20 protein-coding genes and 1 tRNA gene are annotated in these 25106 nt (G+C 44.7%); 12 read left to right on the top strand and 9 right to left on the bottom strand.

Features of this window, described 5'->3' with window-relative positions; translation table 11 throughout:
* Position 1 precedes the first annotated feature (1 nt).
* The 5 genes from G8O23_RS00195 to G8O23_RS00175 are packed head-to-tail and all read left to right on the top strand — an operon-like array spanning position 2 to position 5203.
* Entirely contained in the window at positions 2–1315 is a 1314-nt protein-coding gene (locus G8O23_RS00195; RefSeq protein WP_166360497.1) for a polysaccharide deacetylase family protein, read from the top strand.
* Between the two features lie 17 nt (positions 1316–1332).
* Positions 1333–2238 (top strand): hypothetical protein, encoded by a 906-nt coding sequence (locus tag G8O23_RS00190; protein ID WP_166360495.1) that lies wholly within the window; start codon positions 1333–1335, stop codon positions 2236–2238.
* A complete protein-coding gene (locus G8O23_RS00185; protein WP_166360493.1) occupies positions 2238–3260 on the top strand; it encodes a polysaccharide deacetylase family protein in 1023 nt (340 codons plus the stop codon). Before G8O23_RS00190 ends, G8O23_RS00185 begins: the two co-directional genes overlap by 1 nt.
* Positions 3257–4354, top strand: coding sequence for a GNAT family N-acetyltransferase (locus tag G8O23_RS00180; protein WP_166360491.1), 1098 nt, complete (start codon positions 3257–3259; stop codon positions 4352–4354). The genes G8O23_RS00185 and G8O23_RS00180 overlap by 4 nt, the downstream gene beginning before the upstream one ends.
* A 27-nt stretch (positions 4355–4381) precedes the next feature.
* Positions 4382–5203: an ion transporter gene (locus tag G8O23_RS00175; protein WP_166360489.1), complete on the top strand. Its 822-nt coding sequence runs from the start codon at positions 4382–4384 to the stop codon at positions 5201–5203.
* Between the two features lie 9 nt (positions 5204–5212).
* On the opposite strand, the gene G8O23_RS00170 is transcribed toward G8O23_RS00175, so the two are convergent.
* Together G8O23_RS00170 and G8O23_RS00165 are read right to left on the bottom strand one after the other, a co-directional pair.
* A complete protein-coding gene (locus G8O23_RS00170; protein ID WP_166360487.1) occupies positions 5213–5926 on the bottom strand; it encodes a cell division ATP-binding protein FtsE in 714 nt (237 codons plus the stop codon).
* The gene (locus G8O23_RS00165; RefSeq protein WP_166360485.1) at positions 5926–6147 is read right to left on the bottom strand and encodes a hypothetical protein; all 222 of its coding nucleotides are present in this window, start codon (positions 6145–6147) and stop codon (positions 5926–5928) included. The genes G8O23_RS00170 and G8O23_RS00165 overlap by 1 nt, the downstream gene beginning before the upstream one ends.
* A 513-nt stretch (positions 6148–6660) precedes the next feature.
* Here G8O23_RS00165 and G8O23_RS00160 point away from each other — a divergent pair.
* Positions 6661–7341: a hypothetical protein gene (locus G8O23_RS00160; RefSeq protein ID WP_166360483.1), complete on the top strand. Its 681-nt coding sequence runs from the start codon at positions 6661–6663 to the stop codon at positions 7339–7341.
* A gap of 83 nt (positions 7342–7424) precedes the next feature.
* On the opposite strand, the gene G8O23_RS00155 is transcribed toward G8O23_RS00160, so the two are convergent.
* Both G8O23_RS00155 and G8O23_RS00150 read right to left on the bottom strand, forming a co-directional pair.
* The gene (locus G8O23_RS00155) at positions 7425–9575 is read right to left on the bottom strand and encodes a hypothetical protein (RefSeq protein ID WP_166360481.1); all 2151 of its coding nucleotides are present in this window, start codon (positions 9573–9575) and stop codon (positions 7425–7427) included.
* Positions 9576–9693: 118 nt separating this feature from the next.
* Positions 9694–10560 carry an MBL fold metallo-hydrolase gene (locus tag G8O23_RS00150; RefSeq protein WP_166360479.1) on the bottom strand — a complete coding sequence of 289 codons (867 nt, stop codon included), beginning with the start codon at positions 10558–10560 and terminating at the stop codon, positions 9694–9696.
* 240 nt (positions 10561–10800) lie between these two features.
* Between G8O23_RS00150 and G8O23_RS00145 the strand changes: the two genes are divergently transcribed.
* Positions 10801–13128, top strand: a complete 2328-nt coding sequence (locus tag G8O23_RS00145; RefSeq protein ID WP_166360477.1) for a tetratricopeptide repeat protein — start codon at positions 10801–10803, stop codon at positions 13126–13128.
* A gap of 199 nt (positions 13129–13327) precedes the next feature.
* On the opposite strand, the gene G8O23_RS17260 is transcribed toward G8O23_RS00145, so the two are convergent.
* From G8O23_RS17260 to G8O23_RS00135, 3 genes are all read right to left on the bottom strand, one after another.
* Entirely contained in the window at positions 13328–14347 is a 1020-nt protein-coding gene (locus G8O23_RS17260; RefSeq protein WP_317168977.1) for a peroxidase family protein, read from the bottom strand.
* A gap of 3 nt (positions 14348–14350) precedes the next feature.
* Positions 14351–15508, bottom strand: a complete 1158-nt coding sequence (locus tag G8O23_RS17255; protein WP_219932334.1) for a peroxidase family protein — start codon at positions 15506–15508, stop codon at positions 14351–14353.
* 326 nt (positions 15509–15834) lie between these two features.
* Positions 15835–15909: transfer RNA gene (locus G8O23_RS00135), tRNA-Pro, on the bottom strand.
* Positions 15910–15999: 90 nt separating this feature from the next.
* Here G8O23_RS00135 and G8O23_RS00130 point away from each other — a divergent pair.
* Positions 16000–17289, top strand: a complete 1290-nt coding sequence (locus tag G8O23_RS00130; protein WP_166360475.1) for a DUF2851 family protein — start codon at positions 16000–16002, stop codon at positions 17287–17289.
* 11 nt (positions 17290–17300) lie between these two features.
* Here the strand turns inward: G8O23_RS00130 and G8O23_RS00125 are convergent, their stop codons facing one another.
* Positions 17301–17885: a Crp/Fnr family transcriptional regulator gene (locus G8O23_RS00125; protein WP_166360473.1), complete on the bottom strand. Its 585-nt coding sequence runs from the start codon at positions 17883–17885 to the stop codon at positions 17301–17303.
* Between the two features lie 207 nt (positions 17886–18092).
* Between G8O23_RS00125 and G8O23_RS00120 the strand changes: the two genes are divergently transcribed.
* From G8O23_RS00120 to G8O23_RS00105, 4 genes are all read left to right on the top strand, one after another.
* On the top strand, positions 18093–19862 hold the full coding sequence (locus tag G8O23_RS00120) for a bifunctional metallophosphatase/5'-nucleotidase (RefSeq protein WP_166360471.1): 1770 nt from the start codon (positions 18093–18095) through the stop codon (positions 19860–19862).
* A gap of 14 nt (positions 19863–19876) precedes the next feature.
* Positions 19877–20506 carry a 7-carboxy-7-deazaguanine synthase QueE gene (locus G8O23_RS00115; protein WP_166360469.1) on the top strand — a complete coding sequence of 210 codons (630 nt, stop codon included), beginning with the start codon at positions 19877–19879 and terminating at the stop codon, positions 20504–20506.
* A gap of 131 nt (positions 20507–20637) precedes the next feature.
* A complete protein-coding gene (locus tag G8O23_RS00110; protein ID WP_166360467.1) occupies positions 20638–21510 on the top strand; it encodes a UbiA-like polyprenyltransferase in 873 nt (290 codons plus the stop codon).
* Positions 21511–21531: 21 nt separating this feature from the next.
* Entirely contained in the window at positions 21532–21951 is a 420-nt protein-coding gene (locus G8O23_RS00105) for a hypothetical protein (protein ID WP_166360465.1), read from the top strand.
* An 80-nt stretch (positions 21952–22031) separates the two neighbouring features.
* On the opposite strand, the gene G8O23_RS00100 is transcribed toward G8O23_RS00105, so the two are convergent.
* Positions 22032–25091, bottom strand: a complete 3060-nt coding sequence (locus G8O23_RS00100) for a DPP IV N-terminal domain-containing protein (protein ID WP_166360463.1) — start codon at positions 25089–25091, stop codon at positions 22032–22034.
* Positions 25092–25106 lie beyond the last annotated feature (15 nt).

Here is a 25106-nt window from a genome sequence, read left to right as displayed (position 1 = left end):
TATGGATTTTCTGATTTACGCACCAACAGTTACCCCAAGGATACAGTACACCTTTAACCATATCCTCAGCAATATGCTGGGTTTTAGCATAGCTATTACCCAGCAGCTTGATGAGCTAAACCAGTATATGGGTCCCAAACTATCGTACAGCCAGAACAAAGCTAGTAATTGTATCAACATTACTCCACACAAGCTTCTTTTCGAAAACAAAATAATTAAACAATCGTTTGCTATTCCGAACTATGAATCGCTAACTAAACAACTAATAAGTTCTGATACAGAATATGTTTCGTTCGATTTATTTGCTGCAACATTTTTTTTAATTAGCCGATACGAGGAGTACATTACAGAAGGAACCGATATTCATGGCCGATTTGAGGTGCACAACAGTTTGGCTCACAAGCATAGGGTCCTAAACATACCACTCGTTGATATCTGGGTAGGTGAACTGGCCAAGGCAATAGAAGAAAAATTTCCCTACGTTCTAATTGCAAAACGGAAATTTGAGTTTATTCCCACCATCGATATCGACAATGCATACGCCTATAAACACAAGGGGATTGGGCACAATGTACTGGCGCTTGCTAACTCAATTCGCAAGGGTCGGATTTGCGATTTTACCAATCGGCTAAGGTTTATGCTGGGCATTAACAGTTACGACCCTTACGATACCTACCAAAAGATTTTTAGAGTATTGAGGCTAAATCCGAATGCCGTTTGGTTCATTCTTGGGGGTAAAAGAACACGATACGACAGAAATATCAACGTAACAAAAGGAGCTATGCAGCTATTGCTAAAGGAAATTGCCAGCCGGTTCGAAATTGGAGTGCATCCGTCCTATGCCTCCAACAGCAATGCAAGTAGCGTAGGCGAGGAGATATCGCTACTAACAGCTTGCTGTAAGCAAGATATACTGAAGAGCCGTCAGCATTTCCTCAAGCTATCACTGCCCGAGACCTACCGAACACTTGTTGAAGTAGGCATTAAGGAAGACTACACCATGGGGTATCCAAACGCCATAGGCTTTAGGGCTAGCACCTGCACGCCCTTTAACTTTTACGATTTGAAAAGCGAAAAAGAGTTATCTTTGAGAGTTGTGCCATTTCAGGTAATGGACAGGGCACTGCTTGGCGCCTTCGATCCCGACCAAGCGGTTGACACAACCCTTAAGCTGGCCAGAACGGTTAGTGAGGTAGGCGGTACATTTGTAACCACTTGGCACAACGAGTCGCTATCGGGGGCAAACGAGTGGAAGGGTTGGGAAGATGTTTTTGAGAGAATAGTAAACGGGATTAACCAGATTGGTAATACCTAAGTTATACAAGCAGCACATTGAAAATTGATTTTTTAAAACGAGACGATATTGATACTACCAAGTGGGACAGCTGCATTGCCCGCTCGGTAAATGGAATGGTATATGGGTACTCATGGTATCTCGATATTGTATCGGAGGATTGGTGCGGTTTGGTTGGTGATGATTACCAAGCGGTTTTCCCTTTGCCCTGCAACACTAAATATGGCATAAACTATATATACCAACCTTTTTTTACTCAGCAGCTGGGTTTATTTTCAACCACTGCCATAAGCCAAGATTTAATTAGCCGCTTTCTGAACGCAATTCCCGATAGGTACAAGTTCATAGCCATAAACCTTAACACCTACAACAAAACCCATTACCCTAAGGCAAAGGTAGTACCCAGGGTTACCCACCATCTCGATTTAATTGAGCCATACTCAATCCTATCGAACCGATATGGCACAAACACCATGCGGAACGTTTCGCGCGCCGTTGCATACAACATATCTGTTGCACGCAGCATCACTGCCATAGAACTCGTTGAACTCAAGCGCAAGCACAATGCGGCCAAACTACATCCCAAGCATTTCAATATGGTAAAGCAGCTGGTAACCCAAGCCGTTGGCAATGGAGTGGGCGAGATGCTTGGCGCATACAACTCGCACAACGAGCTGTGCGCGGGGGCATTATTCCTTAAATCGAACGGAAAGGTTATCTATCTGTTGGCATCGTCGACCCCTGAGGGAAAAGCCCAACGGGCCATGTTCGCACTAGTTGATCACTACATCCATCAGAATGCTGAGCAAAACCTTGTGCTCGACTTTGAGGGCTCTAACATCGAGTCCATTGCACGATTCTACAAAGGCTTTGGGGCTACTCCTTGCGAGTACAGCCATATTACAATCAACAGGTTGCCCTGGATGTTGAAACTCTTCAAGTGATGCTCAGAGATCTGATTAAAACCATAGCCTCACCCCTACCCTTTGGCCTTTCGGTGCGAATTGTAAAGCCTGGGCTTGTTGCTGCTTTTTACCACACCATAAGCCACAATGCGCCAGCACACATAAAACATTTGTACCCAACCGTAAGCCCCGAACAGTTTGAGAAGGATCTTGATTTTCTTGCACGCCATTTCGAGCCAACCGATGTAAAAGATTATCTTCAAAACGTATCATCAAAGAATAAGGCTAAGCCTAAGCTTTTGCTTAGCTTCGACGATGGGTTTAGCGAGGTTGCCCACGTGGCAGCACCCATACTAACGGCCAAAGGAATACCCGCAACGGTATTCGTAAACCCATCGTTTATCGACAATAACGATATGCTGTACCGATGCAAGGCAAGCCTACTAATTGACAAAATCCTTAGCAACGGGGCGATGATTGAGCTGCCCGACGGGGCAAAGCCCTATTTCGATAGGCCAATAATTCCATCGAAAAAATTTGCTCAATGGATTGGCCATTTGGATTACTCCCAGCGCGAGCTATTGCGTAAGCTGACCAGCGAGCTTAAAGTCGATTTTGAAAAGTACCTTAGAGTTAGTAAGCCCTACCTCAGCAGGGAGGAAACCTTAAAGCTGGCCAACGATGGATTTACCATAGGGGCACACAGCATGGACCATCCAAACTTTGCAAACATAACGCTTGATGAGCAAATAGAACAAGTGGAGAGCAGCTTGCAGTGGGTGCAGGACAATATCCCAAACCAGCCAAGGATTTTTGCATTCCCATTCTCAAGCGATGGGGTTTCCGCTGCATTTTACAAATATTTTTTAAAGGATAACCCTAAGATATGTGACCTGCTGATGGGCACATCGGGCTACAAACCTACAAATACGCACAAGTTTATCAACAGAATACCCCTTGAGGTGATTGGTAGAAATGCAAGGCAGATTATTAAGGGTGAATTGAATTACTATTTGGCCAAAAGGATTATCAACAAACACAAGGTAAGTATCCCGCTATGATTGACATAAAAAGGGTAAAGCTATCGGAGCTAAATGCGTTGGTCTCGTCGCCAAAATACCCAAGCTGGGAGGTTATCCCCATTAGCCGCCACAGGGCTATATCGTACATTAACAATCCGCGAGCTTCGGACAACGACATTGCACTTTACCTTGCCTATATTGATAATGAACTTGTGGGGTATCGCACCATCCTTTCCGATACAATTTTTAAAAATGGCAAAGCCATAAAGGTTGGATGGCTAAGTGGCAACTGGGTAAACCCCAAACTGCGCAGAAAAGGAATAGCAACCGCACTTTTCAACGCTGCCTTTTCTGACTGGGGCGAGAAGTTACTTTTCACTAACTACGCTTTGGAGTCGAAGGCGGTGTACGATAAAACCAGCAGATTCCAGCTGCTAGAAACGCTGAAAGGGCGACGATTCTACCTAAGGCCCTGCCTGGCCAAGATCCTTCCGGCTAAGGGGCCTACTTACAAAGCGCTAAAGCCCATTTGGCATTCAATAGACTTTATCCTTGAGCTGCTAAACCCGATCCCTCTTTTTGGAAAACTAATTCGCACCAAGGGGATTAGCATTGAGTATCTCGCCTATCCCGACAATGAGGTCAGAGATATCTTTACCAGCACATTAACCATTACCCCAACTGCAAGATCAGGCAACGATCTGCAGTGGATATTACGCCATCCGTGGTTGGTATCATCGCCACTTGCCGATAGGATTGGCGACAAGTACTACTTCTCGTCCTCGCCAAAAAAGTTTGAGCAGCTGCTACTCAAAGTATACAGGCAAAACCAACTACTTGGAATTATTATGATTAACAATAGGGATGGCTTTGCAACTACACCATACGTGATTTGCAATATCAATGAAGAGAAATTATTCGCTAAAATAATTGCAAAGCACGCTCTTGCCATGGGGTGTAACAGGCTAACTACATTCAACCAGCCCATTGCATATGCACTGAGTAGCATCTTCCCTCTTGGCCTACTATCGAAAAGCCAGAAGCGCAACTTTTATGCATCACAAAAGGTTGTGAACATAATTGAAAAAGGAGCTACATTTGCCGAGGGAGATGGGGATTGTGCTTTTGTGTAATTTCAAAAACTGATCAAAATTAAACCAATGGCGAAGGGTAAAGGCCAGAGCGAATGGAAGAAAAAGATGTACGACATTATATTCAAGTCGGACACATTCCATGGCAAGCTATTCGATGAGGTTCTGCTGGTTGTAATTCTTATTAGCGTTGGGGTTGTAATGCTTGAGAGCATTCCCGAAGTAAGGCTTACCCACGGAACTACCCTATTCACAGCTGAGTGGGTTTTTACCATCCTATTCCTCGCCGAGTATATTCTTCGAATAGTTTGCAGTCCAAAGCCCCAAAAATACATATTTAGTTTTTTTGGTGTTGTCGATTTGCTGGCCATCCTACCTACTTTTATCGCCATAGCAGTACCAGCCGTGCAGCCCCTAATTGTAATTAGAGCCCTTAGGTTACTTAGGATTTACCGTATTCTTAAGCTTTACCACTTTATTCAGGAGGGGAATGTGCTACTAATCGCTCTGCGGAATAGCTTCCGTAAGATTTTCATCTTTATGGTATTTATACTAATACTTGTGCTGCTGTTGGGTAGCATTATGTATGTTGTGGAGGGGAGCGAAAACGGGTTCAACAGCATTCCGCTAAGCATTTACTGGGCAGTTATTACCCTTACCACCGTGGGGTATGGCGATATTGTGCCAATTACCGACTTGGGAAAGTTTATAGCAACCTTTATCATGCTATTGGGTTACAGCATTATTGCCATACCCACCGGAATTGTGTCGGCAGAGATAACCAAGCGCAGAGGCAATAAAATACAGACCCGAATATGCCCCAACTGCGAGGAGTCGGAGCACCAAAAGGATGCCCATTTTTGCAAGAACTGCGGCTGTGAACTCTACTAGGCAGTAGAGTTACTCCTCCATCAGGCTTTCAAAATCGATCTCGGTTGTATGCTCGGTTTCTTCCAACCGTGTTTTATCGCACTTGAGCGTTTTAGATGGAAACTTTTTGAGCAAACTATAGTTGTGCGTAGCCATGATAACCGCCCTACCCGATGCAGCAATATCGAAAAGAATCTGCATGATCTCGTCGGAGGTCTCAGGGTCGAGGTTGCCCGTGGGCTCGTCGGCCAGAATGATATCGGGGTTGTTAAGCAGCGCGCGGGCAATAACCACCCTTTGCTGCTCACCGCCCGATAGCTGATGGGGCATTTTGTACTCCTTATGCTTAAGGCCTACCTTCTCGAGCACATCGTCGATGCGTTGCTTCATCTCCTTTTTGCTTTTCCAACCCGTTGCCCGTAGTACAAAGATTAAGTTGTCGAGCACGGTTCGATCGGTTAGCAGCTGAAAATCTTGAAACACAATTCCAATCTTACGCCTAAGGTGAGGTATTTGGCTACTGCGCAGCTTGGCCAGACCGTAACCAACCACTCGGCCTTCGCCTTTACGCAAAGGCAGTTCGGCCGTAATGGTTTTTATAAGGCTTGTTTTGCCACTACCCACCTTACCGATAAGGTAAATAAACTCACCCTTCTCAACCTTAAGATTTACCTCGGCAAGTATCAGATTTTCGTTCTGAAAGATGGATGCCTTTTTGAATTCGATAATTGTGTCGAGCGCCATTATAGTTCAATTTTTTTGAGTTCGCCGTAACCGAGCTGCTTTATGGTGTCAACAGCTTTTTCCAATTTATCTGGGTTTCTAAAAAACCTCGACAGGCTTTCGTATGGGGGAGAACACCTAAGGTTTGCCATTAGCTCGAAGTTCTCGTTGCGTATTTGTACAAAATCGGCATCGGTGCCCAGACCCCTAACCTTTAGCAAAAAGAATAACCTTGGCTTCATAAATCACAAATGCTTTGCAAAAGAAAACTAGTTACAACACAGACTAATCATTGAGCCATAAAGATAACGTCATTTTTTTTGTTGGTAAACAAATTTCTCAATTTTTGATCCATAGGCCAAGCATTACTAAAGAATTGGGGCAGCGCTACCGCAGATTCTCATACGGAGAACCATCCCCTAAGGAACTATTCACCCTGCCAGCAGACGACTGTTATTTGTAATAATTCTAAAATATCCGAATATGTATTTTACACCCAGACCATTAACAACGAAACATACAAGTGCAAGGAGAGAGTAGTGCCAAAAGGTATAATTGTTGTTGAACCACTAGGGGTGGCAGCATACCTAAGCATGATTTGAGCTGCTCTATGCTCACTTTTTTTTTCAAATAATAAATATATGTCAACAAATAGTAAAGCAGAGCATACATCTACAGCAAATACGTTTCAAATATCATAAGCATTACTTACATTTACAGCTAACAATACACGACTAACCTAAACAATTTTAATTATGAAAAAACTACTGATTTTCGTTGTAACCGCAGCTCTAGCATTTTCATTCACTTCTTGCTTGGAGGAGTGCGAGAAGAATAAGACTGGTGACATAACAGTTACAAACAACACCAACGCAGACCTATGGTTCGATGTGACTGGAGACGATGGTATGACCACAGAAAACCGAATGTTAAAATCTGGTGAGTATACTACATATACCATTTCGGCAGGTACAGCTAAAATTTGGGCTTCTTTCACTAGTTTAAACGATGAATTCCAACTCGTTGACACAAGAAGCCTTGTACAATGCGATAACATTAGCTACGTAACACCATCTCAAACCTGTGCTCTTTTCCAGTATACAGACATAACTGTTAAAAACGAGACTGGTTATGGATTATACTTCGATGTTTGGATTTATGACGAGACGCATACAGATGATGGGTACTACCTTGGAGAGGAGTACATTGCTGATGGATCAGAATACACTTACTACGATGTGTATATTGGTGATGGTTGGGCAAACTTCGAATATTATGTAAATGACACTTGGTATATGACTGATGATGACTACGAGATTAACGCTTGTACACCATTCACCTTTACATGGACCTCAGAAAAATCAATAGAAACCAAAGTTTCAAAAAGACGTGCAAACGGAATAATCGGCGAATTTGAACGAGAGATTAAGAAGTAAAACGCATCAATAAGCGCAATAGCGAAAGAAAGCCGCCCCAGCATTGGGACGGCTTTGCTATTAGGCACTAATATGAGAATTCCCTAGCGCTTTCGCACCGACACTCCGCTAAGAATTGGATTGTAGTACTTGTCGAGCGTACCGCCATAAAGCAGTCGTCCTGCTATTCTATCCTCCTCGGAAACATCCTTTACCTGCTGGCCATCGGCATTGTAAACATCGCCCTCAACAATACCCGTTGGGGTAATGCCCTCGCCATCGGCGTTGTAGGGTCGGCTGTAGATAACCTCGCCCACAGGAATTAGCTGGTTATTCTCGTCGAGCACGGTACCATCGGATCTGAAGGTGAAGGGGATATGATCGGCCTCGCTGCCAAACACATCCTTGCCCAGATTGTAGCTTTGGTCGAGCACAATTTTCCGATAGCCCTGAATATTAGCCTTCATGTTTTCCTCCAATGGGTAGAAGATATTGCCCTTAATGTAGTAGTTATCATCTGCCTGAGAGTAGGCAAGGTACTCCATACTCTTGCTATAGTGCCGCATAAGCTTTTGGCGAGCCAGCAAAAGGGGCTTTCGCTTCGATCTTTCCATTAGTTTTAATGCCTCGTCGTTCAATATCTCATTCACATCATATGATATTCCTAGCTCCTTCTGCAAATCTACTGTTTGGGCATACGCTACAAGTTCCAACCTAATTTCAGCGGGCATTACCCCGTATAAATCGGCACCTACAACCGAGTGGTAAAAGTACCCCTGCTCGCCCATTCCGGTCTCCTGATATAAATAATCCTGCAGCTTGGTTTCGTTGGGTTTGCTGGAGCTATACTTACCGTAATTCATATCGGCCCATCCCTCAAGAGCAGGCAGCTTGCGTTGGAACGACCATACAGCATCGATGGTGTTACCCACTTTTGAGTGGCAACCCAAGCACTGAGCCAACTCCTCGGTGGTTTGCGGACGAAGCTCACCTTGCCTATTCTCGATAAAGGCTGCCAATATCCACCCCGCCTCGTTATCGATCCAACCTTGCCCCTCCTTACCAATGTACTGGCCAAAACCATCACCTTCACCTTCATCCTCCTCTTCCTCATCCTCACCGATGTCATCGAGACCCACCTCGCGCCATTTGTACATGTAGCGAATCTCCTTCACACGCTTCGACCGGGTTCCGGGGAATTCGAACTGAACCTTTGCCCCGTCGCCCAAAACGCCATCCACCTCTTTACCCACCTCGCCATCGGCGAGCAAATCGACGTAATGCAGAGGATGGGCAAACTCGGTTCCAATGGGATAAAATCCTTTGCTAATTTTCACCTTTGATGCATCGCCCACGTAGTTCTTCGTGTCAAGCTTCTGATTTTTGATATTCTTCTCGAGCAGGTTCAGGTTCTGCTTGTACACCTCAACATCAAACACGCCACCATTGGTCATAAACTCCTCGGAAAGCCTAATGTATATACCACTCACGCTGCCTGTTAACGGGGTGAATATGGCGTAAGGAAAAAAGTTCACTGCACGCCATCCTGTGTATCGGTCGCTCTCATCCTTTACAAACCCTTGACTATCGATGTAGCCATTTGCTCCATAGTTGGTAGGGTTTTGGGGGTTGCAGGGAAACAAATGGTTGGGGTTTAGCGCAGGGAAGAGTACAAAGTTTGGATTTTGCAAATGAATATTTAACCAACTATTGCTTCCGTTACCACGTGCAGCGTTAAAGGCACTTTGCCAATTGTCGACCCTTACATAGGCTACATCATCGGCACTGGGAATATCGATCCCCTCGGCCAACAAGCGTTCCTCAATTTTATGGGGGTATATAATATTTTGCCAGAGAATCCGATTGAGGTTTGCCGATGGAAAGCTGTAGGTCTCCTGATCGTCGGAGATGGGAAAGTTATTACCATGCTTCATCTCGGCCAAATAATCGGTATGGCAATACTTACACGCATTCTGCGTACCGTACCCCGTTTCAATCCAGCATTGGGCAGGGATTTCGGGTTCCTCATTGTAGGATGGTTTATAGGGAGCACCTGAAACCTCATGGAACATACCCGGAGCAACTCCCTTATAAAAATTCTCGGCCGAAATAACTTCGGCCACCAATCCTTTTTGGCGTAATCCTTCAATTAAATCCTCTTCCATCTTCGCCATTGAGCTACAGGTATAAAAGCCAAGGGCAGTAAAGATGAGGAGAGAACCTAATACAACATGAACTTGTTTCGGTAATTTCATACAGCTGTGTTTTATGGTTTAGGTTAGGGGCAACAAGTAAAAAGCACAATTCACTGCAATATACAAAAAAATAGCCACAGCATCGGATGCTGCGGCTATCAAATACTGCTTGTAGAACTTACAAGAAAGGGAAAAGTGTATCTATCCATCGATCCTCGGTAATAAAAAACTTACCGAAGGATTCCCATTCTTTTAGAACTCGCTGCTGCTTCATCTGCTCAGCAGTTAGCCCATTTAGTTTATGCTCCCTAAGCACATCGAAGGTCTTCTCCAAACTCGATTTCCAATTGCCATACTCTTCGATGGTAAACACTGGCCCATGCCCGCCAACAACGGCAGCATCATTGGGAAAGTTGTCGATAATCCACCCCACATTCTCAAAATACTTAAATGGATTCCCTCCATTTCCCACATCAACATAGGGGAAGTTATTGGCAAAGAGCAAATCACCCACAACTAGCACATTGCTCTCGGGGAAATACAGAATGATATCGCCATTTGTATGCCCCGAGGGTAAATGGATAAGCTGGATTAGCTGACCATTGAATTCCAACTCCATCCTGTCGGTAAAGGTGATATTGGGTTGAGCAAACTTTGGCAATGCAGGCATTGACCTTTCGCCCTGAACCTTATCCCTCGATAGGTAGTCTCTAACATTTTGGTGAGAAATGATATCAACCCCATTGCCAAGAGCCTGATTCCCCCCGGTATGGTCGCCATGGATATGCGTATTCACTATGTAACGCAAGGGTTTTTCTGATACTTCCGACAACTTCTCCTTAAGATCGTTAGCTGTTCGCTCGTAGCCCGTATCAACAATTAGCAATCCTTCGTCACCTTTAAAGGCAACAACAGCAACGGCATTATTAACAAATAGCCGATAAACATTGTGGGCAACCTCAGTCACTGGAATTGGCGTCTTCACTTGCTGCGGCAACGCAAACAAAGGAAGTAGAAGGTATGCAAAAGCAATAAACTTTCTCATAATGTATTTGTTTAAGGATATTGGTAACAGACTGCTTAAGCGGTTTAAACTTAACCCAAAAGAATTGAACAAATATAAACTATATCATCTTTAAAAACAGCATAATGAGCAACTTGTTCACAAAAAACCACATCAATAAACAGGTTATTATCCTAATTAAACAACTAAAAAAATTATATTTGTGAATTGCATTACGAATTAAACTCCTAACAGACCGCTCATTACTAACACAGCAAGACCTTGAAGAGAGTAAAAAACATTTTAGCCTTAGCAGGATTCCTTTTGGTGTCGATATACATCTATGCACAGCCCAATGTTGATTCGTTAAAGCTGTTGCTAGATAAAACGACTACCAACTCCATGCGAGCAATTATCATGTTCGAAATGGGAGAGGCATTAGCTAGCTCAGATCCAGATTCATCAGCAATTCTTTTCAATAAGGGATGGAAGTTGGCTCTATCATCGGAACTGGATACTGTAATTTTTTATCAACGACGAGCCGATGGACTCCATCGAATTGCCCAATCGTATAGATTTCTTGGTCGTTTTGAGGAATCACTTGTGACACAACAAGAGGTTTGTACTATGTACAACTCACTAAGGGACTCCGTAAAAATTGCCCAATGCTACATGAACATAGGCAACATCTTTTTCCGGATGGGTAACCTTGACTCTTCGCTTGAGTTTTACTACAAATCGCTTAGCCTTTACGAAAAGATAACCAACCCCATGGGGGTAGCCGAGTGCTTCAATAACATTGGCAGTGTGTATAAGGAGTTGGAGGATTTTGACCAAGCGCTTGATTTTCACTTGGAATCGGCTGAAAGACTTAAAGTTATACTAAACGAAACAACCGACAGCATAGATTTGCATAACATCAAGCGAGCCATATCGTATGCCTACAACAATATCGGTATTGTTTATTGGCATAAGGAGGATAACGAAAAGTCTATTGGGTACTACAAAAACTCGTTGGACATTAAGCTGGATCTGAACGACCCCAATGGTGTTGCCCAAGCATACAACAACATTGCCATTGTGTACGCCACCAATGAGGAATTTGAGGAAGCAATAGCATACTTTCAAAAGTCGTTTGAGGTTTACACCAGCACAAAGGATCAGAATGGGCTGGCCATGGTGAATGGGAATATCGCATACCTAAACATTTTGCTTGCAGAAAAACCCGAGAACAAAGCGAATGCTAGGATGTACCTTAACCGAGCGGTAGATTATGCAAAGGAGTCGAACAGTATTGCCAAATCGATTGGCGCACTCCCATATCAACTTGAATCCCTTGGCTACTTAAACATCGCCTATTCTAAGCTGGGGAACTACAAGCAAGCTCTTGATTACGCCAACAGCTACAGCGAGGTTCAGAAAGAAATCTTTAGCAAGGATAAAGCAGATGCCATTGCAGAAACCGTTGCGAAATACGAGGCTGAGAAGAAGCAGCTACAGATTGACAACATAGAGAAGGAAAACCTACTTTTTCAAAGACGAATTGAAAACCAGAGAATTGCAATCATTTCGTCCACAATTTTAATTGCGCTTCTGCTTGGCTACGGAATCCTACTGTTCCTATACCTACGGCGCAAGAAAAGGGACAATCAACGGCTCACAATTCAGAACGAGGAAATATTACAACAAAAGGAAGAGATACAGGCACAGCTAGACGAGATTGATGCACAGCGCAAGGAGATTGAACAGCTATACCTTATAGCTATAGAACGCAGAAACATTCTAGAGAAGCAACGCGATAACATAAACGACTCCATTCGATACGCCCAGTTTATTCAGAATGCCGTACTACCAGACCTTAACGCCATATTTAAAAAGGCTGGTTTGGGTGAAACCTCATACTTTATTATGTATCGGGCCAAGGATGTTGTTTCGGGCGACTTTTACTGGGCCACACTAAAAGACAACTGGCTTATTGCCACCGTGGCCGACTGCACCGGCCATGGCGTTCCGGGGGCGCTCATGAGCATGCTTGGGGTTTCGTTCCTCAACGAGATTGTTGTAAAAAACAATGTAATCGATCCTGCAAGCATTTTAAACGAACTAAGAACACATGTGATAAGTTCGCTAAAGCAAACTAACCAATCCGGCACGCACCGCGATGGAATGGAGATGAGCCTTATTGCAATCAACACCCAAACCAAAGAGTGTAAATGGGCTGGTGCAAACAACCCTTTATGGGTTGCACGGAATAATACTCCACACATCCCCATGGATAGGGAGTACCCCAACATCCAAGAGTTTAAACCTGATTTTATGCCCGTGGCTGCTCATATTAAAATGGCACCTTTCACCAACCACACCATTACGCTGGAGCCTGGCGATAGGGTTTTCCTCTTTTCCGATGGCTACGCCGACCAGTTTGGAGGCCCCGAGGGTAAAAAATTCAATATGTACAGCGCTTTTAAACGCTTGATGTCGCAAACATCAGATTACCCTATGCCGAAACAGGGAGAGGAACTTGAGGCCAACTTTGACACATGGATAGGCTTTGGCGGATCGCGCTTTGAGCAAACCGACGATGTGACCATTCTTGGAATAATGGTTTAATCACCCTAATATCCGGGGCAAAACATAAGTAGATGTAGCTAGGGTAATACTTCGTGGCCATCCCCAATTTGTTGTGTAGAAAGATTGCTACTAGTATTTTTGTACAATATGGAACGCCCCCTAAAATGGAAGCAAACAAGCATTGGAATTTAAAAAAAGAGCCGAAGCAATAGCCTCGGCTCAACAATGATATTCACGTTTACTTCAAATCAAACCTATCGGCATCCATCACCTTTACCCAGGCTTTCACAAAATCTTTCACAAACTTCTTCTTGTTATCATCCTGCGCATACAACTCGGCATAGGAACGCAGCACTGAGTTTGAGCCAAAAACCAGATCTACCCTTGTTGCTGTCCACTTGATTTTGCCGGTTTTCCGGTCGATAATGTTGTAAAGGTTATCGGAAACCGGCTCCCATTTGTAGCTCATATCGGTAAGGTTCACAAAGAAATCGTTGGTAAGCACCCCTACCCTATCGGTAAATACGCCATGCTTTGCACCTCCATAGTTAGTACCAAGCACACGCATTCCACCAACCAGAACTGTCATTTCGGGTGCGGTTAAGCCCATAAGTTGGGTTCTGTCGAGCATCAACTCCTCGGGCTGAACAACGTAATCCTTTTTCAACCAGTTTCGATATCCATCGTGGATTGGCTCCAGCACATCGAACGACTCCTCATCGGTCATTTTGGCTGTGGCATCACCCCTACCCGGACTGAAGGGAACCTTTATATCAAAGCCTGCTTCATGAGCAGCCTTTTCTACGGCAGCGCTTCCACCAAGAACTATTAGATCAGCAATGCTCACCTTTTTGTCCAGAGATTGCTGTACCTCCTCAAGCTTTTTCAAAACTTTTTTCAATCGTTCGGGCTCATTTCCAACCCAATCGTTTTGAGGCGCCAAGCGAATTCGCGCACCATTTGCACCGCCTCTGAAATCGGAACCTCTAAAGGTTCTGGCGCTATCCCATGCTGTATTGATTAGCTCACTGGCAGTTAAACCACAGCCAAGCAGTTTGCTCTTTATATCCTCTATCTCGGCCTTGGTAAGAGTGTAATCTACAGCAGGAATAGGATCTTGCCAAATCAGATCCTCCTTGGGTACATCGGAACCTAGGTAGCGACTCTTTGGACCAAGGTCGCGATGGGTTAGCTTAAACCAAGCCCGAGCAAAGACCTCGGCAAAGTATTCAGGGTCTTTATAAAAGCGCTCCGAAATTTTTCAGTACTCCGGATCCATCTTCAGGGCCATATCGGCATCGGTCATCATGGGGTTACGGCGAACTCCCGGCACGTGGGCATCGAAGGGTTTATCCTCCTCCTTAAGATTTACAGGTTCCCACTGCCATGCTCCTGCAGGGCTTTTTGTGAGCTCCCACTCGTAGTTAAGCAGCAGATGAAAATAGGTGTGATTCCACCTATCTGGAGTGGTAGTCCATGCGCCCTCAAGCCCGCTGGTTACAGTATCCTCGGCATTCCCCTTACCTTTTGGATTTTTCCATCCAAATCCCTGCTCTTCAAAATCTGCGCTTTCGGGATTGGGCCCAAGAAGGGACGCGTCGCCGTTGCCATGGGTTTTGCCAACGGTGTGGCCTCCGGCGGTAAGGGCAACGGTTTCCTCATCGTTCATAGCCATTCGCTTAAAGGTCATGCGAACGTCCTGCGCAGTGCGTAAAGGATCAGGATTACCATCTACCCCTTCGGGATTAACATATATAAGCCCCATTTGCACAGCGGCCAATGGGTTTTCAAGAGTTTCTCGGTCTTTATCATCAGAATACCTACTCTTTGTAGGTTCAAGCCACTCCTTCTCTCCACCCCAGTATATATCCTTCTCGGGATGCCAAATATCTTCGCGACCACCACCAAAACCAAAGGTTTTGAACCCCATGGACTCGTAGGCCATATTACCCGCAAGGATAAACAGATCGGCCCACGACAACTTATTTCCGTACTTCCTTTTTATTGGCCAAAGCAGGCGTCGAGACTTATCGAGGTTCACGTTGTCGGGCCAGCTATTGAGCGGAGCAAATCGCTGGTTGCCGGTATTACTTCCGCCACGCCCGTCGGCAGTTCGGTAGGTCCCTGCGCTATGCCAAGCCATACGAATCATTAAGCCACCGTAGTGCCCCCAGTCGGCAGGCCACCAGTCCTGGCTATCGGTCATGAGCTTCTTGAGGTCTTCCTTCACTGCCTCAAGGTCTAGCTTCTTAAATCGTTTACGATACTTAAAACCTTTTCCAAAAGGATTGGTTTTTTTATCGTGCTGATGTAAGATGTCGAGGTTAAGCGCATTGGGCCACCAGCTCATTACTGATTTACTGGTATCCGTATTAGCCCCATGCATCACCGGGCATTTACCTTTCTTTGGATTGTCCATAACATCTATTTTTAGGGTTAGATTAAATGCAACTTTTTAAAAAAATAAACATAAATCCTATTTACAAAGTTCCTAAATATAAAGAATTTGAACGAAAGAATCAAGTGTCAATATGCACAGCCAAAGCTTTTAGCCATAGGCTGCCAGGATGAGTTTGACTAAACAAGCCATTTTCAATTTCTGCAGAAAACAACATAACGATTTGAAAAAACGGTCGAAAATAATTTCTTACAAAAATTATTTTGCTGCAAAAAGATATAACGAAGTCGTTGAGGTGATAAAAAACCAACCCGATTAGAGGCACTAATGATATGTGTTTAACTCTGTCGGGGTGGTGAGATTCGAACTCACGACCTCGTCGTCCCGAACGACGCGCGCTAACCGGACTGCGCTACACCCCGAATACACTTGAATAGGGAAGCAAAATTAAAATTTATCGGGTCTTATTGTTCCCTGCAATGCATTTTTCTATAATTTCGAAATAAAAATCTATGACTGAGGATATTCTGCATTTCGTTTGGAAACATATTAACTTCATTCCACGGCAACTATTGCTTAGCGATAATGAGAGGCTTGAGGTGATTTCGCCCGGTGAGCACAACTTCGACTCGGGTCCCGATTTTTTTAACGCAAAAATTAGAATTGGCAACACCCTTTGGGCCGGGAATGTGGAGATTCATATTAACGCATCGGATTGGAATAAGCATGGGCATCAAAACGATGCCGCCTACGATTCAGTAATTCTACACATTGTGGCCAATAACGACGTTGCTGTTTTCAACAGCAAAGGGAATAAGGTGAAAACCGCCACTATTGATTATCCGAACGACCTTGAATGGGAGTTACAGCGCTTGGTTGCCAACGAGGGTTGGATTCCGTGTGCCAAAAACATCAGCTCCTATGGCGAATTACCTTTACGAATGTGGCTTGCTGCATTGGCAGCCGAAAGGCTCGAGCAAAAAACGGAGCAGGTAAATAACTGGGTAAGCGAACTTAACGGAAGTTGGGAGGAGGCTTTTTACATTTCGATGGCGCGCAGCTTTGGGCTAAAAATAAACGCCTTGCCCTTTGAACTGTTGGCCAAATCGATACCTCTTAAAATATTGGCAAAGATTAGGAACAACTTGCTTAGCTTGGAGGCGCTACTGTTTGGTCAGGCGGGTATGCTACAAGAACCCGACAACCTAAACGACACGTACTACCAATCGTTGCAAAAGGAATATGAATACCTCCGCAAGGCACATTCGCTAACCCCCATACCCCACCATTTGTGGAAATTTATGCGGCTAAGGCCCATGGCATTCCCAACCATTAGAATTGCTCAGCTCGCCAGCTTAATCCATAAGTCCTATGGGCTTTTCTCTAAATGCATCGAGATAGAAAAAATTACTGACCTAACAGATTTGCTAAGAACAGAATGCTCAAGCTACTGGCATACACATTACACTTTCGGCAAAGAATCGGCTGCTAAAAGTAAGTTGCTAGGAAAATCGGCCATTGCCACCGTTACGCTCAACACGGTTGTTCCCTTCATGTTTGCCTATGGCGATGCACGGGGAAACCAAGCATTAAAGGATAAGGCGCTTGGTTTACTTGACGAAATGCCCGCTGAGAAAAACAGTACTGTGCAAGGATTCGCAAACCTAGTAATAGCTGCCGATAGTGCCCTCTTTAGCCAAGCTATGGTACAGCTTAAATCGCAGTACTGCGATAAGCGTAAATGCCTATACTGCAAAGTTGGTGCGAGTGTACTGCTGAAAAAATCGGATGGAAGCCTTTAGCATAAGGCTGGCTACCACTCAAGCGTTCGCCTCAGTCGGCTTAACGATTGGATTTTAATCCCCAAAAAGTCGGCAATGTACTTTAAGGGAACCTCCCTTAGCATATCGGGGTGCTGCTCAAGCAGCTGCTTGTACCGCACCTCGGCCGTTTCGGTGATAAATAGGTACAACCTATGCTGTGCCTCAACAAACATATCCTCAATAATTCTACGGCCTAAACGCTCCCATTTAGGATAATTATCGTAAAGATTATCCAAGTCGAATTTACTTACAACGAATAGTTCGCAATCGGTTATGGCGCTAATAATCTCGTACGAAGGGGTTTGCGTTATAAAGCTGGGCAATGCAGTGGCAAAGGAATGTAATGGGGTGATATCGCGGGTAATCTCATCGCCATCATGGTTATAGCACACCCTAAGGTACCCTCTATTGGTAAAGGCTATTCTGCTGGCTACTTCACCTTCGGCAATAAAAACCTCACCCTTTCGCAGAGAGACTATCTCAATTAAGGGAACAATGACGTAAAATTCACTTTCCGATATATCTACATATCGAGAAACAAATTGCACTAACTGTTTATATCTATCTTTAGTCATACCCAGCATTCTGAAACATCAACAAATTTAACAAATATTCACCGTTTATTTAGCATATGCTAACAAACCAATATCAGCAAATATTGTTAACATTGCGGAGCATGAACGGAATGGAGGCAACGGCATATTTTTTGCTTTGCCACATGTAGCTTTTCAAAACGTGAAGCATCAAACAACTATAAAATATATTTGAAACAAATTCCACCTATGATTCATCGAGTAATTCTTCAAAGCATTATTCTACTTACCATTGCTTTCTCATCACTGGCACAAAGGGAAGTGAATGTAAAGATTATCCAAACTTCGGATGTGCACGGAGTGCTTTTCCCCTTTGATTACATTAACAACACTGCTATAGATTACGGCCTAGCCCATGTATACACCTACGTGAAGAAGCAGAGAGATAACGATGAGCAGCACGTAATCTTACTCGATAATGGTGATATTTTGCAGGGACAGCCCACGGTTTACTATGCAAACTATGTTGACACTGCGGGGCAGCATTTGGTGTCGCAAGTAATGAATTTTATGAATTACGATGCAGCCACGGTAGGCAACCACGATATTGAGGCAGGTCACAGGGTTTACGATAAGCTTATTAACGACTTTGACTTCCCATGGCTATCGGCCAACATTATTGATACACGAACTGGCAAGCCATACTTTAAACCCTACACCATAATTGAAAAGGGTGGACTCCGGATTGCCATAATGGGGCTAACCACACCGGGCATAACCAAATGGCTATCGCCAAACCTGTGGGCCAACATGGAGTTTACCGATATGGTTGAGGCAGCTACCATGTGGATGGACACTATACAGACTAAGGAAAATCCGCACTTGGTTATTGGGGTATTCCACTCGGGGCACGATGCAACCTACGAAGGTGGTGATCCCGAAAAACCGATGAATGATAATGCATCGACACTAGTTGCCCAGCATGTTCCAGGTTTCGATGTAGTGATGGTGGGGCATGACCACGACAGACTGGTTACCAAGGTGGCCAATGTGAAGGGCGACTCTGTGCTAATTGTCGACCCCAGCGCCAGGGCTCGGTTAGTTGCAGATGTTACGGTAAATGTAAAGCTCGATGCAGAGGACAACGTGGTAAGCAAAAAGACCAGCGGCAAGCTAGTGCCTATGCACGGCTTAATGCCCGACCCAAACTTTGTAAGCACTTTTTCAGCGTTTACACGTAACGTAGAGGAATTTGTTGATAGACGAATTGGTATCTTCACCGCACCGGTTACCTCGCGCGATGCGTATTTTGGCCCATCGGCCTTTGTTAACCTTATACACGCTGCCCAGCTGGGAATATCCAACAGCCAAATCTCATTTGCGGCACCACTATCATTCAACACCACCATTGAGCAAGGCAATGTATTTGTGCGCGATCTGTTTAAACTATACAGCTACGAAAATCTTCTTTACATAATGAACCTTACTGGGCAAGAGGTAAAGGACTACCTAGAGTATTCCTACGGTTTATGGCTCAACACAATGGCTTCAGCCGACGACCACCTACTTCTGTTCAGAACCAATGGGTCGAACAAACCAATACTTCAGAACGACAGAGCTCTACTTAAATCGAGTTTCTACAATTTCGACTCAGCAGCTGGTATTAACTACGAGGTAGATGTTACCAAGCCTGTTGGCCAAAGGATAACAATCATATCAATGGAAGACGGTAGCCTTTTCGACCTGAGCAATACCTACAGAGTGGCCATTAACTCGTACCGAGGAACCGGCGGAGGAGGTCATTTAACCGATGGCGTTGGGCTAAGCAATGATGAGATACAGAAACGCATTGTAAACATCTCCTCGCACGACATGCGGAATTACCTCATGAAGTGGATAGAACGTACAGGGCGAATCACCCCCGAAAACCCAGGAAACTGGAAGATTACGCCAACCATATGGACTGAAGCGGCAGCCCAAAGAGACAGGATATTACTATTTGGTTCCGACCAGAATTAAAATTTATTTGAAAAGTGCAAGTTGATTTAAATATACTGCAGAACGGCAAACTCCTTCCTCTAGTGGAGGAATTTTACACATTACAGGGCGAAGGCCACCATACTGGCAAAGCAGCATACTTTATTAGAATTGGAGGGTGCGATGTGGGATGCAGCTGGTGCGATGCCAAGTTTACTTGGAATGCCAAAACATTCCCACCCATTGCCGTTGAAGAGATAGTTGCAAACGCCATGCAGAACCCTGCTAAAGTAGTTGTGGTTACCGGAGGAGAACCCAGCCTTTACCCTCTCGATTACCTTTGCCAAACGCTTAAGGACAAAGGATTTCAGACCCACGTAGAAACATCAGGTGCTCACAACCTTAGCGGACAGTGGGACTGGATTTGCCTATCGCCAAAGCCACAGCAACCACCTGTTAACGGTATACACATGAAAGCCGACGAACTTAAGGTTATCGTTTCTAGCAAAAAGGACATAGAGTGGGCCGAGGAAAATGCACGCAAGGTAAAATCGACATGCAAGCTGTACCTACAGCCCGAATGGAGTGTATACTCCGACATAATCCCCACCATTGTTGACTATGCAATGGCAAACCCCAAGTGGCAGGTCTCACTACAGGCCCATAAGTTCATGAGGATTCCATAGCAATACAAGGAAAGACAAAATGCAGGAAAACGCTTTGATAACCCGAAGAAATTTTGGTTATATGGGGTAACTCTGCTATTTTTGCCAGTACTTGTATCTCATAAACCCTAATAGGCCTTTGCCCATACAAAATGAATAAGCATAAAAAAGTTGCCTTTAAGGATTACCTTTCACTAGTAAAGTTTAGCCATACAATTTTTGCGCTTCCCTTTGCCATTATTGGTTTCTTCCTTTCGATATACCTAACCGACCACACCTTTAGCTGGGTTGTGTTCGTTAAAGTGATCCTGTGCATGATTTTTGCACGTAACGCAGCGGTAAGCTTCAACAGGGTAACCGATCGGTTTATCGATAAGCGAAACCCGCGGAATTCGAACAGAGAGATCCCATCGGGGAAGATACATCCCCGCGATGCATTCATCTTCTCAATGATTAATGCGTTGCTTTTTATTGTAACTACATTTTTCATTAACAAGATGGTGTTTTACCTCTCGCCCATTGTACTGATAGTTCTACTGGGTTACAGCTACACCAAGCGATTCACCGTGCTATGTCATTTTGTGCTAGGCTTAGGATTGTCGTTGGCTCCCATTGGTGCCTACCTGGCCGTAACAGGCCAATGGCATGTTGTACCGTTACTCTTCAGCTTAATCGTATTCCTATGGGTTGGCGGATTCGACATCCTTTACTCTATTCAGGATGAGGCATTTGACAAGGAGGAGTCAATTAAAACAGTACCCGCTGTTTTTGGCAAGAGAAAATCAAGAGTAATTTCCATAGTGCTTCACATTGCCGTTTTGCTGCTAGTGCTTAAGGTTGGATACATTTTAGACTCGGGTATTTTTTACTGGGCTGGCGCTATTGCTTTCATTTCACTTTTAATAACACAGCAGCTAATAATAAAACCCTCCAGTGCAAAAAGTGTAAACTTTGCTTATGCCACACTAAACGGGTTAGCAAGCCTGCTTTTCGCTGCATTCAACATTACTAGCTACTACTTTTAAATAACTATAAATTTGTAAACTATGAAAAGGATTATTTTACTACTGGCTGTTGCAGTAGGTTTTGCTGCAGCTACATCGTGTGGGGGTGGTTCTTCTACGCAAAGTGAGAAGGTAATTGAGGTATCGGTTGATTCCCTAATAAATGATGCGTCGGCACTTGTTGGACAGACAGTTCGCTTTGAGGCAACAGTTGACCACTCGTGCATGCACGGCGGGAAAAGGCTAACTGTATTTGGGAATGTAGAGGGTAAAACCCTTAAGATTGACGGAACCGAAAATTCGCCCAACTTTGTATCTTCGCTCAAGGGGAAAAAGGTTGAGGTTGTTGGGGTTGTTCGCAAAGTATCGGGTGCCCATGTAGCCGATTGCGAAATTGACGAAGGGAACGAGGTTCCAGAGATTGCATACGTTGTGGACTGCATTGACTACAAAGAGCTATAAACAAGCATGTAACGCATACAAATAAAAGAGTAGCCGGTTGGCTACTCTTTTTTGTATCATTTAATTTAAGCATTAACCCCCTACCATCCCGGAGTAAAGTTCAAGCCAAAGGTTGCAGCCTTAAACCCACCTAACTGGAAGGGTACTGCATAGAAAGGCTCTAAAATCATCATACCAAAAAGATTTACCCTAAGGCTAACACCTGCGCTCACCACGGGTATCCGCTCATTGATATTTTCAGGTTTCCATTTAAAGTGAACGGTTTCTCTATCGAACCAAGCCAAGCCGGCATCGGCAAAGAGCGCCAGCTCCGAGTACAAAAATTTCGATTTGATTGGAGTGAGCCTTTCTGGCCCAGTAAATGGCATTCGGATCTCGAAATTAAGTGTGGCCAAATGGTCGCCCATGAGCTTATCGGGGCCCATTGCAATGGACGAGCCACTTAAAATCTGATTGTTAAATGCTGAGTTGTCGTACCCCCTAATTATCCATGGGTACCCTAAGTACAACGGGTATATCCTATCCAAATCGTTGCCATGGCGTCCATAGTAATAACCTTTAAACGCAAAGCTAAATGGTTTGAGGAAAAAGTACTGCCTAAAATCGGCCAGCGTACCCCAGTAATCTACATACCCAAACACCTTATCAATTTGGAATCGCTGTCGGGAGCCATCCATAGGCGAGGCAATGCCAAACGATGAGTTATCGACTACGTATGCAGCATTAAGCCTCTGCAACGCGTAACCATCGGGGGCTTCGCCCTTATATCGGGTGTACCCCTGGTACCAGCCATCGACATATAGATGTGAGTGTACATCTACCCTATAGTTGTACCAGTTAAGAAATCCACCAGCCTCAATCCTACGGGTACGCGAAACGGGTAGCTGGGCCATACCCCCAATCATGGTCTCAAATATCCGGTAATGGTATAACGATATGGTATCGAGGAAGTAGGAGTTGTCGCCATCGGTTAGCCAACCAGCGCTTCGTCCGTAGTATGCATACGAGTAGGGAATGTGCGACACGGTTGCGCCCCATGTGACCCTGTTCTTTTGGTTGATGTAGGTAAACTGTCCTCCAAAGTCGTAAATCTCACCATTTAGGGCTAGGCCAACGTGCAAAAGGTTAGCGCCCACAATATCGCTAAAAATCATCTCAACCCCTCCGGCCATTCCAGTTCCCATTTGGCTAGTTGACACCCCAACACCCGAGTTGGCAATATAGTCGAGCTTAAACTTTGGCTTATATGCTACTGTTTTAAAAGAGTCAATTGGTGTTTCGGGTTGCCCCATTCGTTTGGCAATGTTCCTATCGATAATGCCCGATACTGCCCGATTGTATGGCGGCAGAGTTGCTGCACTCTGATCGACCATCAGCGGAAAAACCTCAATGCTTAACAAATCCTCGGGCGTTGCTGTAAAAATTGTGTAGTTACTTTTAAAGTAGTATGAGTAGGCAATAAGCCCTGTCTCTGATGAAACGCTAAAGGCGGGTGCAAGTTGGGTCATCCCTGAAATTCCGGTTAAAATTCTGGTTTTCTGAAAAATTTCACCAGTTCTCAGGTTGTACGTGTATAGATTGCGGAATCCGTCCCTATTTGAAAGGAAATAGATATCCTCGCCATTGGGTGCAAACACAGGGTTTAAGTTAGATGCGCCCGGAAAGAAGTGGTGGGTTGTAATATTTTTTGTCTCCAAATCGAGGGTAGCCAAGTAGTAACCGGGCATACGCTTAGCGTATAGATCCTGCTGCGATGGCCTATCGGTTACAAACACGATAGTTTTCCCATCGGGCGACCAGTTTGGGTGCACATTGGCCCAAATATCGTTGGTTAGCTGAGTAACTACTCCTGTGTTCAGGTTATATTCGTGTAAATCGTTTCTACCATCAACCAGCCCCGAAACAACAATGCTTTCGCCACTTGGCGACCAAACGGGATAGTTAAACGAGGGCACATTGGGGATTTCAATCTCACGGACCATTCGCCGTCGCTCAACATCTACCACCAGCAGCCTATTTCGGCCCTTGCTAAAAGCCACAAAGGCAAACTGCTTGCTGTCGGGCGACCAAGCCCCTGCCGACTCAATAAAATTCAAGGCATCAATCTCGTTTCGATGCACTGTTGATGAGAGTTTGTGAACTATCTTTCCCGTCTCGGTCTCGGCTAAAAACAAGTCTATTGAGAACAGGCTTTTCTCTGAGTAGAATGCAACATACTTACCATTGGGGCTAATAGCAGGAGATATGTTGATATGACCAGCGTTCTCCTCATGAATAATCTTAGTGCCAGCAGGGCTGTCCACGGTGTCCTTCATGGTCATCTTGAAGTGCTCAATGGTAGTCCTTCGCCATATTTCCGAGAACTCCTTTTCGTTAAGCCCCAGGTAACGCTTCAGGGCAATGTCGTAGCCACGCTTAGCTGTTTCCATAAAGATGGGAGCAATAAGGCTATCGCCAAAGGTACGACCAACAAAAGCCCAAAATGCATGGCCATAACGGTAAGGAAAATACTTCGATTCGCGCGACATTTGCTCCAGCATGGGGAAGTCGTCGTTTAGCACGGCATCGCGCATCCACATGGCGGTATGCGGATCGACACTACCAATGGAAAGGTACTCGGCCATCCCTTCTACCATCCAAAGGGGTAGATTGTTAAGCGAGTTAAGACTTGTGGAGTCGCGCGACAGAATTGCATTGAACTGAAATGCGTGCACCAATTCATGGCCTAGCACGTGATCGGTTTGCGCCCAGGTTTCGGTCACAGGCATCACCACCCTATTCTTAAGCGCCTCGGTAACACCTCCTGTTCCAACTCCTACAGTACCAAAAATGGCTGTGGTCTGTTGAAAATCGGGGTGATTTGCATAAAATATTATGGGATTTCTATCGGCAATAGTATCGCGAAAAACCTGTGCATGCATGGCATACCATTGCTCCGATGCCTGAGCCAAGCGCTCCACCACTGAATCGTTCTCGAAGTAGTGGTATATCTCAAAATTTGGCGACTCGTAAACCTTAAAGTTGAAAGTTTTATATATTGGCCTGTTACGCCCGAAATATTGTGCATGCGAATGCAAAGCGCTTAACAAAAGCAGACTAATAACTAATGATTTAAACACCTTTAAAAGACCCCTCATCATAGCTTTCGGTATTAA

Origin of the sequence: Perlabentimonas gracilis (assembly GCF_011174675.1) — a bacterium.
Lineage (GTDB): Bacteria > Bacteroidota > Bacteroidia > Bacteroidales > Tenuifilaceae > Perlabentimonas > Perlabentimonas gracilis.
This window is presented reverse-complemented; position numbering and strand designations above follow the sequence as displayed.